General features: G+C 65.4%; 7 protein-coding genes and 1 pseudogene. 7 read left to right on the top strand and 1 reads right to left on the bottom strand.

What is annotated here, in order from left to right; translation table 11 throughout:
* The 7 genes and pseudogenes from GKE62_RS05905 to GKE62_RS05875 all read left to right on the top strand — a co-directional run.
* Complete coding sequence (locus GKE62_RS05905; protein ID WP_154691432.1) at nucleotides 1–2,421, top strand: sulfatase-like hydrolase/transferase; 2,421 nt, start codon at nucleotides 1–3, stop codon at nucleotides 2,419–2,421.
* Between the two features lie 140 nt (nucleotides 2,422–2,561).
* Nucleotides 2,562–3,863: a sulfatase-like hydrolase/transferase gene (locus GKE62_RS05900; RefSeq protein ID WP_195908614.1), complete on the top strand. Its 1,302-nt coding sequence runs from the start codon at nucleotides 2,562–2,564 to the stop codon at nucleotides 3,861–3,863.
* A complete protein-coding gene (locus GKE62_RS05895) occupies nucleotides 3,860–5,380 on the top strand; it encodes a sialate O-acetylesterase (RefSeq protein ID WP_154691430.1) in 1,521 nt (506 codons plus the stop codon). Before GKE62_RS05900 ends, GKE62_RS05895 begins: the two co-directional genes overlap by 4 nt.
* Nucleotides 5,287–7,095 carry a right-handed parallel beta-helix repeat-containing protein gene (locus GKE62_RS05890; protein WP_154691429.1) on the top strand — a complete coding sequence of 603 codons (1,809 nt, stop codon included), beginning with the start codon at nucleotides 5,287–5,289 and terminating at the stop codon, nucleotides 7,093–7,095. The genes GKE62_RS05895 and GKE62_RS05890 overlap by 94 nt, the downstream gene beginning before the upstream one ends.
* Nucleotides 7,096–7,205: 110 nt before the next feature.
* A complete protein-coding gene (locus GKE62_RS05885) occupies nucleotides 7,206–8,618 on the top strand; it encodes a DUF1800 family protein (RefSeq protein ID WP_195908613.1) in 1,413 nt (470 codons plus the stop codon).
* A 4-nt stretch (nucleotides 8,619–8,622) separates the two neighbouring features.
* Nucleotides 8,623–9,774 (top strand): DUF1501 domain-containing protein, encoded by a 1,152-nt coding sequence (locus GKE62_RS05880; protein WP_154691428.1) that lies wholly within the window; start codon nucleotides 8,623–8,625, stop codon nucleotides 9,772–9,774.
* A gap of 4 nt (nucleotides 9,775–9,778) precedes the next feature.
* A pseudogene (locus GKE62_RS05875) lies at nucleotides 9,779–9,955 on the top strand (SUMF1/EgtB/PvdO family nonheme iron enzyme); the annotation flags it as partial.
* Nucleotides 9,956–10,105: 150 nt separating this feature from the next.
* On the opposite strand, the gene GKE62_RS05870 reads toward GKE62_RS05875, so the two are convergent.
* Nucleotides 10,106–12,289, bottom strand: a complete 2,184-nt coding sequence (locus GKE62_RS05870) for a winged helix-turn-helix domain-containing protein (protein WP_154691426.1) — start codon at nucleotides 12,287–12,289, stop codon at nucleotides 10,106–10,108.
* Nucleotides 12,290–12,296: the final 7 nt, after the last annotated feature.

The raw sequence follows: 12,296 nt of genomic DNA, 5'->3' as shown, positions 1-12,296 counted from the left end.
ATGACGACGGCAGACAAGCCGTTCTTTCTCTACCTGGCATACAATGCCCCCCACGCACCGCTGCAGGCGACCGAGAAGTACCTCGCCCGCTTCCCGCAAGTGAAGGATCCCAAGCGGCGCGCCTACATGGCGATGATCAGCGCGGTAGACGACGGGGTCGGGCAGGTGCTCGACGAGCTAGATCGTCGCGGGATCGCCAAGGATACCGCAGTGTACTTCCTGTCGGACAACGGCGGGGTAGTCACCCATGAAACGGGCGAGCAGCCGGTTGCCGACAACGCGCCGCTCCGCGGCGGCAAGAGCCAACTGTTCGAAGGCGGGGTGCGGGTGCCCTTTGCGGTACGCTGGCCCAGCAAGATCGCCGGCGGCCGGGATTACGAGCGGCCGGTGAGCTCGCTCGACATCTTCGCTACTCTCGCCAACGAGCTTGGGCTGGCGACCCGGTCCGGAAAGCCGCTCGATGGGGTCGACATCACCCCCTATCTCGCCGGGACCACCAAGGGCGATCCGCATCCCGCACTGTTCTGGCGCAAATTCGATCAGCATCAGGGGGCGATGGTGATCGGCGACGTGAAGTACATCGCAACGCCTGACGGAAAGGCCGCCTTCAACTTGCGCACCGACATCGGCGAAACGCGCAACATCGCCAAGCAGAACGTCGAGACCATGGCAAAATTCGATCAGCTCTACGCGGCATGGGCTGGTCAGATGGCGCCGAAACCAGCCTTCCCGCCGCTCGGCACATGGCCGGCCAAGGGCAATGCCGCTACCGCGGCCACCGCTGGCAAACCCGCCAAACCGGCTGAAGGGGGAGGGCGACGATCGGTGAAACCCGCATCGTCCCGGCGCCGCGCGCTGGCCGGACTGCTGGCGCTAGGCGCAGCGCTGGGCGCCTTCGCGCCGGTGCGGGCCGGATCCGGTCAGGCTGCGGACCGGCCCTCCGCGCGAACCCCCAACATCGTCATCCTCTATGCCGACGATCTGGGATATGGCGATCTGGGATCGTACGGCGCGAGGCGGGTAGCGACGCCCCATAGCGACAGACTTGCGGCCAGGGGCCTGCGCTTTACCGATGCCTATGCCCCGGCGGCCACCTGCACGCCTTCGCGCTATGCCCTGCTGACCGGAGAATACGGCTTTCGCAGCAATGCGGAAATCCTGCCCGGCGATGCGCCGGCACTGATCCGGCCGGGCACGACCACGATCGCCTCGGTGCTAAAGAGCCGGGGTTACCGTACCGCGGTGGTGGGCAAATGGCATCTCGGCCTGGGCGGGGGCACGGTGGACTGGAATTCCCGCGTCGCTCCCGGCCCGAAGGAAATCGGCTTCGACTACTCATTTCTGCTGCCGGCGACGCTCGATCGCGTACCGACCGTCTATCTGGAGGACCAGGGCGTGGTCGGCCTCGATCGCGCCGATCCAATCTCGGTCAGTTATGCGGCTCCCCTGCCTGGCCGCCCGGTTGGACGCGAGCATCCTGAAATGCTGCGCTACAAGGCGGACGACCAGCATTCGGACAGTATCATCAACGGCGTTTCGCGCATCGGCTACATGCGTGGCGGCAAGTCCGCCGAATGGGTCGACGAGGACATTCACACCGTGCTCGCCAGCAAAGCGCGTGGCTTCATCCGCGACAACCGCGAGCGGCCGTTCTTCCTCTACTTCCCCATTCCCGATCCGCACGTCCCCCGCCTTCCGGGTAAGGAATTCGCGGGCAAGACCGGCATGGGGCCCCGCGGGGACGCGATCGTCGAAATGGACTGGATCGTCGGGCAGGTCATGGCCGAACTGCGCGCGCAGGGTCTCGAGCGCGATACTCTGGTGATCCTGTCGAGCGACAATGGCCCCGTGCTCAACGACGGGTACGAGGACGGCGCGGTCCAGCAGCTGGGCGATCACCGGCCGGGCGGGATTTACCGCGGCGGCAAGTACAGCGCCTTCGAGGCCGGTACGCGAGTTCCCCTGATCGCGTATTGGCCGGGCCATATCCGCCCGGGGACGAGTCCGGCGCTTTTGTCCCATGTCGATTTGCTTGCAACGTGCGCCAGGCTGGTCAAGGCGCGGCTCGCTCCGGAGCAGGCGATCGACAGCCGCAACATGCTGTCCGCACTGCTGGGCACCGATCGCAAGGGACGCGACTATCTTTTCACCGAATCGGTTCCGACCAGAGCTATCCGCTCGGGCGCGTTCAAGTATATCGCCCCCGCCCGGTACCCCGCGACCGCCGCCTTCATCGCCGGCAAGGGGATCGAAGGCGGGGCAAGCGCGTCGCCGCAACTCTACGACCTCCGGCGCGACCCTAGCGAGCGGCGCAATTTGGCATCCGCCCGACCGGCGCTGGCCGCGCGCCTCGCAGCGGAGCTGAGGGCAGTCGAAGCGCGCCGGATCGCCGAGCCCGCGCGGACCGGGGGCTTGCGATGATCGCTTCGCCGGCGAGGACTAGCGGACCGCGACTTCGCCGAAGCCTCCGCCTGGCGGCGGCCGCCTGCCTGGGTACGACCGCTCTCTTGTCGGCGTACACGCCTGCGGCTGCGTCCTCCAAACCGGCAAGGCTCAATGTCGTGATCATCCTCGCCGACGACGCGGGCTATCGCGACTTCGGCTTCCAGGGCAGCCGCGAAATCAGCACCCCCAATATCGACGCGCTGGCCCGTCAAGGCATCGTCTATTCGGATGCCTATGCCTCGATGCCGTTCTGCAGCCCATCGCGCGCCGGATTGCTGACGGGCCGCTATACCCAGCGCTTCGGGTACGAGTTCAACCTGACCCAAGCTCCGCCCAAAGGCGTGGAGGCGCGCTTCATGGGCCTCGATACCGGCGAGCGGACCGCAGCCGACCTGTTCCGTGCCGCCGGCTACGCGACCTACGCCGTCGGCAAATGGCATGTGGGGGAACAGCCGCAGTTCGATCCGCGAACCCGCGGGTTCGATCACTTCTATGGTTTTCTGGGAGGCGGCAGCAGCTATTTTCCAAACAGGATCGCGGCCGCGGCGATCCAGCGCGACGGTGCTCCTGAGACGCCGGGCCGCTATCTGACCGACCAGTTCGGCGAAGAGGCGGCACGCGACATCGAGGAGAGCAAGGACCGGCCCTTCCTGCTCTATCTCGCGTTCAACGCGGTCCATGCTCCGATGGACGCGCTCGCTGCCGATGAAGCGCGGTTCCCGGCGATCAAAGATCCGCAGCGGCGACGGCTAGCGGCGATGAGCTGGGCGCTGGACCGCGCGGTGGGGAAGGTGATCGAGACACTCCGGCGGACCGGCGCGGATCGCAACACGCTGATCGTCTTCGCCAACGACAACGGAGGCGACCGGGTGGGGATCGGTGCCTACAACACGCCCCTGCGGGGCACGAAGGGCACGCTTCTGGAAGGCGGTATCAGAGTGCCGTTGATCGTCCGCTTGCCCGATCGCGGACGCGCAGGGACGAAAGTGACGGCTCCCGTCTCACTGCTGGATGTCCTGCCGACGGCGCTTGAGTTGAGCGGCGCGCAAGTGCCGCAGTCGCTCGACGGCCTCTCGCTGTTGTCCGATCCGGCGAAGCTCGCCGCGCGCCCGCTGTATTGGCGCTACGACAACATGGCGGCGATGCGTGACGGGCGGTGGAAGCTGCTGCGGTATCCGGATCGGCCGCCCGAGCTTTACGATCTCGTCGGCGACATCGGCGAGACGCGCAATCTTGCCGATGCCGATCCCGAACGCGTGCGCTCGATGATGAAGCGCCTGTTTGCGTGGGAAGGCACCCTCGAGCATCCGCGCTGGCACACCGGAACCTTCTGGTCGCAGGAGGACGTGCGCCGATATTCCGCCGATCACGTCGCCAAAGAAAATATCGCCGAGAGAAAGGCTTTGTTCGGAAAATGAAGGTCGCGCCGCTCATTCTCGCCACAGTCGCAGTTGCGATTTGGACTGCTTCGGCAGCGGCGCCCGCCCGGGCCCAAGGTCAGGACTTCGTCCTGCATGCCCCGTTCGCCGACCACGCGGTCATCCAGCGCGGCCAGGACATCGCGATCCGTGGCCACGCCCACGCGGGAGCGAAGGTCTCCATCGAATTCGCCGGGATGACCCGGACCGTTCTGACCGACCGGCAGGGCGAATGGCGCGCGCTCTTCCCCCGCCAGCAGGCGGCGACGGGCCAAGCGATCGTCGCCCGCTCGGGCGGCGAGACGATTGCGGCCAGGGACATTGCGATTGGCGACGTCTTCCTGTGCTCGGGCCAGTCGAACATGCAGTTCGCCATGTCCGAGACCGCGCTACAGCCCAAGGATCGCAAGCAGCCAGGCGATGCCGCGCTTCGCTTGCTGACGGTCCCGCAGAGCCAGGCGAGGCTGCCTCTCGTCACCTTCCTAAAGCCCCCTGCCTGGCAAACCGCCGATGAGGCTGGCCAGGATTTCTCTGCCGTTTGCTTCCTGACGGGACGTGAGATCGCCGCTCGGCAGAAGGTCGTGGTGGGGCTGATCGATTCCTCCTGGGGTGGAACCGCGATTGAATCGTGGACGCCTGCAACCGGTCTCGCGGCTGCGGGAGGCATGCAGCCCGAACTCGCTATTCTGGAGGCCTTTCGCGCCGCCCCGGCAGCTGCAGAAGCTCGGTATGGCGCCATGCTGGACGCTCGCTGGAACGCGCCTTCGGAATCGGGCGGTCGCATCGGTTATGCGAACCTATACAACGCAATGATAGCGCCGCTCGCAGACTACGGCCTTGCCGGGGCGCTTTGGTATCAGGGCGAGAACAACGCCGGCCGCCGCGACGGGACGCAGGTCTATCGCGCAAAGCTCACTGCCATGCTTGCGAGTTGGCGCCGCCAATTCCACGCCGATCTGCCCTTCGTCATCGTACAACTGGCCAGCTTCGGCCCCTTGAGCGCCATGGCGGAGGACAACAACTGGGCACAGGTTCGCGAAGCCCAACGCCAGGTCGTAGCAAACGACCCGCGGACCGCTCTGGTGGTCACGATCGATGTCGGCGAGCGGCTCGACATACACCCTCCGCTCAAGCTTCCCGTTGCCCGCCGGGCCGCGATGGGTTTGCGCAGGCTCGTGTATGGAGAGATGGTGAAGACGGGCCCGGAACTCGGGGCCGCACGGCTGGATGGCAGCTCGGTCTTCATTGAGATTGCTGGGGCCTCGGAGCCACTGATCTCCGCTTCATGGGGCAGGCCGGGACCCTTCATGGTCTGTGGCACGAAAAGCAGTCAGAATGTCTGCCAATTCGCCGACGCGGAATTCGACGGTGAGCGAATCCGCGTCGCCGTGCCCGCCGGCGTCAAGGCCGATACTGTCCGTTATTGCTACGCAGCCGCGCCGATCTGCAACGTATTCGACAGTTCCGGCCTGCCGTTGGGACCGTTCTCGACCGATCTGAGAAAATCTGCGAAATGAGGCATGAAGTCATGTCGTGCGCGGTCGCGTTCGCGGTCGCGCTCGCCACCGGTTTTGCGTGCCTTCCGTGTGGCGCTGCGATTGCCGCCAATCCGCCCATCTCGCCGCACGGCCGCGTCTTCTACGTAAGCAGTTCCGAAGGTCGGGACAATTGCCTTGCGACCGCTCCATCGTGCCCTTGGGCCTCGCTCGAGCGCGTCAACGCGCAGACCTTTGAAGCTGGCGATCAGATCCTGTTCAAGGCTGGAGATATTTTCAACGGGCAGTTGCAGATTCGGTCGTCGGGTAACCCCGGTAAGCCGCTGATCGTCGCCACGTACGGCGCTGGTGCGCGTCCCCGCATCGATGGCGCCGGCGGCAGTGGGGGAGCCTACGCGGCGGCAATTCTGGTCCGCAATCAACACCACATCGAGATCCGCGGGCTCGAAATCAGCAACAGCGTCGACCGCCCGCGCCCGGGCGAGGCGGAGGACACCGCTGCGGGCATTCTGTTCGTCAACGACGGCGGCGGGGTGCTCGAGCATATCCGGATGACCGACCTCCACGTCCACGACGTGTTCGCGAAGGCCGTCACCCATACCACCGAGGATCAGTTCAACCGGGTGACCGTGAGCGGCATTCGCTTCGAGACAACCGACAGGCAAACGCGGGCGGCGCCGTCGTACTTTCGGGATATCCGCATTTCGGGGAACCGGATCGAGCATACCGGGCGTTTTGGGGTGCAGATCAGCAACGCCGGTCCGCGCAGTCGAGGAGCCGGGGACGCCCAATCGCGCGATCCCGAGACGGGCTTCAACCGAGACATCGTCATCGCCGAAAACAAGTTCTTCGAGCTGGGCGGTTCGGCAGTGCAACTGGCCGGCGCGCGCGATGCGCTGATCGAGAACAACGATTTCGACTATTGCGGCTCTAGCGCGAGACCCGATCGGATGGTGGGACGCGGCAGTGGAGCCTGGGTGGTCAATTCTCGGGACATCGTCGCGCAGCGCAATCGTTCGCGCCATGTCCGCGGATACAAGGACTCGTACGGGATGCACGTCGACTTCGGCAATCTCAATGTCCTCTACCAATACAACTACTCGGAAGACAGTGAAGGCGGCTTCGTCGAGATCCTGGGGAATAACCGCAATATCATTTGGCGCTATAATATCAGTGTAAATGACGGTCTGCGCGAAAAGGACGGAAATACCTTGTGGATCAGCACATGGTCGCCGCGCAAAAATCCGTCCGACGAAGTCTATATCTATAATAATACTGTATTTATAAGGTCCGGCCTCTTTCCCGACCTCTCGTTCTCCGTATTGAACGCTCACGTTTGGAACAACATCTTTTACGTATCGCCCCATGCCATGATCGGCGAACAGTTGAAGCTCGATCTGCGGGGGCCGCCGCTAGACCTGCGCAACAACCTGTTTTTCGGCAAGACGAATGCAGAACTCCTGGCCATGGGTTCCGGTGTCGTCTCGGCCAACCCGAATATTGCCAATCCTGGAGCGACTTCGCCCGAGGGATACCGTCTCCTGCCTGGGAGCGCTGCCATCGGCGCCGGAACGGCTGTCGCGCACCCACCGTTTCCCGACGCTGGCAAAAGCGTCTTTGCAGAGGTGAGCGAATCGCCGGTCACCGACTTCTTCGGGAACGAGCTCAAGCAAGATGCGCCTACGAATATCGGAGCCGACGGTGCAGGCGGGCCTCCGCCCTCGATCGGCCGCTGACGTCCGACCTGCATTTCAGAGACCGTTCAAGTGACATTCGGATACATTTCGCGACGTGACTTGTGTCCCAGCGTCCTGCACCGTCCGGCCAACATCAGGCGGAGAGGCCGATGAGCGCTGCAAGGATTGCCCTGAACCGATTTGGCCTCGGCGCACGGGACGATGAGGCGCCGCCTTCCGATCCGCACCGCTGGCTGACGGATCAGCTCGCTCGCTTTGCGATCCGTCCCGCCCCGATTGCCGCGCTGCCCGGAACCCCTGCGCTTGTGGCGTTGCTGGCCGACCTGCGCGAGGCGCGGCAGGAACGGCGCGCAGCAACGGCCACACCCGAACCCGCAATGAACGGCGAATTGCGGACCGCCACGGCGATGCCCGGCGCGGGTCTCGGCCGCGGACTGCGCCAAGCCTATCTTGCGGCGGTTGGCGCGCGCACCAATGTGGCGCTGGTCAGCGAAACACCGTTCGTCGAGCGGCTGGTCCATTTTTGGGCCAACCACTTCGCGGTGTCGGTCGACAAGCAGGTCTCGATCGGTCTGGCCGGCGCGCTCGAGTTCGAGGCGATCCGTCCGCACGTGTTGGGCAGCTTCGCCGATCTGCTCGGCGCCGTCGAACGCCACCCGGCGATGCTGCTCTATCTCGATCAGGCGCAGTCGATCGGCCCAGACAGCCCGCTCGGCCAGCGCGCGGCACGCAATGGACGCCAGCGCGGCCTCAACGAAAATCTCGCACGCGAGATCATGGAACTGCACACGCTGGGGGTGCGCACGGTCTACACCCAGGCCGACGTGACCGAATTTGCCCGCGCGCTGACCGGGTGGACCGTGGGCGGGCTCGGCCGCCTCCCTTTCCTGCGCGGGACTCAGGGCGGCTTTCTCTACGCCCCGCCGCTCCACGAGCCCGGTGCGCGGGCGATCATGGGCAAGCGCTATGGTGAAGACGGGGAAGAGCAAGCGCAGGCGGTGCTCGCCGATCTGGCTGCGCACCCGGCGACCGCACGGCACATCGCGACCAAGCTCGCCCGCCATTTCTCCGCCGATGATCCACCCCCGACGCTGGTGGCGCGGCTCGAGCAGGCATTCCTCACCTCACGCGGCGATTTGCCTACCGTCTATCGCGCGCTGGTAGCGGCACCCGAGGGGTGGGACGAAACCGCGGCAAAGTTTCGCACTCCTTGGGACTGGGGCATCGCCGCGATGCGCGCAGCGGGGGTTCGGCATCTCGAGGATCGGGCAGCGGCGGGCGCTTTCGTCCAGCTCGGACAGGCGGTGTGGAAACCCGGCTCGCCCGCGGGGTGGGACGACATTGCCGCGAGCTGGGCCGGTCCCGACGCGCTCGTCCGCCGGGTCGAGTTGGCCGACAGAATCGCCGGAAGGGTGACCACCCCCGCCGATCCCCGCGCGCTTGCCGAGAAGCTGTTTCCGGGCGCGCTAGCCGAGACGACGCGCACCGCGATCCAGCGCGCCGAGAGCCCGGCGCAGGGGCTGGCGCTATTGCTCGCTTCGCCCGAAATGATGCGGAGATAATCCGATGCTAGATCGCCGCTCGCTGATTGTCAGCGGTTCGCTCGCCGGGACCGGTCTATTGTTCGCGCCGCGGATCGCGCTCGCCCGCGCCTCGACCCAGCGCCGACTGGTGTTCGTGATCCAGCGCGGCGCCGCAGACGGGCTTGGCACCCTCGCTCCCACCGGCGACCCCGCCTATGCCGGACTGCGAGGCGCGCTCGCCGCCGACTTCGCCGACGCGCAGCAACTGGGCGGCATGTTCGCGCTGCATCCCGCCCTGGCGCAAGTGGCCAAGCTCCATGGCGCGAAGCAGGCTCTGTTCGTCCACGCGGCGGCATCGCCCTATCGCGATCGTTCGCATTTCGACGGGCAGAACGTGCTCGAGACCGGCGGAAACATGCCGTACGACGTCAAGTCGGGCTGGCTCAACCGGCTGGTCGGGCTGCTCCCAGCGAGCGAGGCGCGCGCGCTGGCGATTTCGGCGACCATCCCGGCCGCGCTGCGCGGCCCGGCGCAGGTCGCGAGCTACGCCCCTTCGAACCTGCCCAGGGCGAGCGACGACCTTTTGAACCGGGTGACCCAGCTCTACCAAGGCGACGCCCTGCTCCACCCGCTGTGGGCAGAGGCGATGGCGACCCGGGCGATGGCCGGCGACCTCGCCGCGGACGGCGGCAGGGGTGCGGCGGCGACCGGCGCGCTTGCCGCCTCGCTGATGACCGGCGATCAGGGCGCGCGCGTGGTGATGATCGAGACCGGCGGCTGGGACACCCACGCCGGCCAGCTTGCCCGGCTGCGCGCCCAGCTTGTCGGGCTGGACGCGCTGATCGGCGCCCTCCAGGTGGGGCTGGGACCGGCCTGGGCCGATACGCTCGTCGTGGTCGCGACCGAATTCGGACGCACCGCGGCCGTCAATGGCACCGGCGGCACCGATCACGGCACCGCGAGCCTGGCGATGCTGCTGGGAGGAACGGTGGTGGGCGGTCGGATCGTAGCCGACTGGCCCGGCCTCGCCACCGCCAGCCTCTACGAAGGCCGCGACCTAAGGCCGACCGCGTCGCTGGATGCGACGATCGCCGGTGCAGTGGCCCAACACTTCGCGCTAGACCCGGCGCTGGCGATGAAAACGCTGTTTCCCGGAGGCACCAGTCAGGCGAGCGAAGGGCTTGTCGTTACATGACGTCCTGCGCGAGAGCTTCGACCCAACGCAGTCCCATGTGAAGTTCGGCCGTAAGGTCCTCAATGGAGGTTCGCACCTCTGTGCTGAGAACTACTGCCGACGCTTCCGCCCGGCAGCACGTCACCCGGAAACGATTGATACCTCGACCAGCCATATCGGGTTCCGCTGCGTCAAGCGCTAGATTGAAGGGCTGCATTCAACCGAGATCTTGAAATACCTGCCAATCCGCTGTCGGCCCCGTTACGGACCTCGCGAAAGCGGTCAGGCCCGAAATGCGACCGACGATGCTGGTCGGCAGATCCCATTTTCAGAAAGTTCGATGAAGCTCCAGTCAGGCCTTAACGCCGCTGATGCGGGCCGTTTCGGTGCGACAATCGTAACGTAGCCCTGGCTCCGAGCAGAAGTCGGGCCACTGCCCACGAGCGCGCCAAACGTCGGCTAGCCCGATCCGCGCCATCGCCGCAAAGAAACGTGGGTCGCGGCGGAGGGCGGCGCTCTCTGGCCGGAAGAGCAGTGACCATTGGTAGTCCCTCTCGCTCCGGCGCGCGCGCGCCATCCACGCGAAGGCGGCATCCAGCAAGCCAAGGTGAGCAAAAGTCGCCGCATTTTCCCAAGCGTTAGTCGGGTCGGCAGCAAAGGCAGATTCGGCTTCTTGTTCGAGAGACGCGAGGTTTCGTGAAGCGGGATCGAAGCGCCAGCGCATTTCGCGTCGGAGAAGCGGCGACAGTCCTTTGCCATGGGCCTTCGCTTCGATCGTCTCCATTTCCGCGAGAGCGCGGCGCGGGTCAGGGTCATATACGAGGAGGGACTCTCGCATGCCCGCAACCCACGGTTCGCTCGGCCATAGCCGCTCCGCCTTAGCCTGCATCGCGCGAGCCTCGTCCAACCGGCCTACAGCCATGAGACGGAGCTCGACATTACCAAATTCAGCCATTGAGGTCGGATCAAGCGCAAGTGCGCGTTGCGCGGCGACGACGCTCGCACGGACATAGCCCGCATCGAGCAGGGCATACGAGTGAACACGATGCAGGGCCGGGAGCTCGGGATCGACGGCAATACCCTTTTCGATGATCGAGAACTGCTCGACGCTGCCTTGCGCCGCCGCCACCGCAAGCGCTTGATACGCGCGCCCGATCTTGGGATCGAGCTCGAGGGCTTTGAGCGCATATCTCGTCGCCTCAGCCGTTGCAGCCGACTTTTCTGTCGAGTTACCTGGTGCGGAGTTGGAATAGAGCGTGGTCAACGCGAGGCATGCCCAGCCTGCAGCGACATCTGGTCGACGCGCCACGATTTCATGCGCAAAGCTTGCCCCACGCGCTGGGTCGCCCTGCATGACCGCGTTGCAAGCGCTAAAAAACAAGCGGATCGATGCAGCATCGCCAAGCACCTTTGCCGAACGTTCGAGCCCACAGCGCATCACGCCGGCGGTCGCCATCGCGACCTGCTGCCGCAATCGGTCTGGGGTGCGGACGTCGCTTTCGAACCGGTCCGACCAAAGCACCGCGCCGTTCGCCCCGTCGACTAGGCGGGGTCGCGCAACCAATCTCCCGCCCTCGCGCTCGATCGCGATACGCACCACAAGGTCTTCCTTGGCGCGACGGCCAGAGGGCACGTTTTCGACGAACGATACCCGGCTGATCGCGCCGGCCATTTGCGCGAGATCGCCGGTGAGCGCGCTGGCGAATGCCTGGACTTCGCGGTCGCCAGCCGTGCTGGCCACGGGCTCGACGCCAATCGTTAGCGATTCGCTGGCGCGGGTTTGCGTCGCGTAAGCCCAGAACCCACCTCCCAAGCTGACCGCTGCAACGAGCGCAAGTGCGCTAAGCACCCGCTGGCGTGGCCGCGGCGATTGGGCGCGCGGTTCTGGGGTCTCCATCTCTGCACGCACGAGCGGAGGATCAACAGGGTCGGCGACGATCCGGTAGCCTACCTTGGGGACCGTCTCCAATCGGACAGCGCCCTCGCCAAGTTCGATCAGAACGCGGCGCAGCTTCGAGACCACGCGGTTGACTGCGTCGTCGCTCACGATCCGCCCATTCCAGCATGCCGCGATCAAATCGTCTCGGCTAAGCGTGCTTCCCAGTGAAGCCCTCAGCGCAATCATTAATTGCAATACTAAGGGTTCGAGCGTTTGGGTGCGCCCGAAGCTGGAGCGCACCTGGCGCAGAGCTGGCTCGACGATCAAACGCCCCAGCTGAAACCGTGGGACATGTGCCAATGGTACAGGAGCCGGTGTGGAAACCCCGCTGAAGTCGAACGCCAGCTTTTCGTCGCCCACCTGCGCTGTCCTCCTTCGCGCTGAGGATAACGCTGATTTCCGCATGTTTCGAACGATTTCGGTGCGGCGTGACGTGCAGTTCGGGAAAAGTCGGCAAGAAGTCAGCTTTCTGTCGGCATGCCAACAGGACTTTTCCGATACTGGGCCCATTGTCGGAGGCAGAACCGATCCGAACAGGACGGCGACACAAACAGACGCTACCAAGCCTCGTCCGGACGAACTGCCGAAGGGATACAAGCGATGC

Origin of the sequence: Novosphingobium sp. Gsoil 351 (assembly GCF_009707465.1) — a bacterium.
In the GTDB taxonomy this organism is placed as follows: Bacteria; Pseudomonadota; Alphaproteobacteria; order Sphingomonadales; family Sphingomonadaceae; genus Novosphingobium.
Note: the sequence above shows the minus strand (reverse complement) of the source record. Positions and strands in the feature narration are given on the sequence as shown.

Coding starts and splice junctions, on each gene's coding strand:
- GKE62_RS05895 (WP_154691430.1), top strand. CDS start 3,860: ATGAAGGTCGCGCCGCTCATTCTCGCCACAGTCGCAGTTGCGATTTGG.
- GKE62_RS05880 (WP_154691428.1), top strand. CDS start 8,623: ATGCTAGATCGCCGCTCGCTGATTGTCAGCGGTTCGCTCGCCGGGACC.
- GKE62_RS05885 (WP_195908613.1), top strand. CDS start 7,206: ATGAGCGCTGCAAGGATTGCCCTGAACCGATTTGGCCTCGGCGCACGG.
- GKE62_RS05905 (WP_154691432.1), top strand. CDS start 1: ATGACGACGGCAGACAAGCCGTTCTTTCTCTACCTGGCATACAATGCC.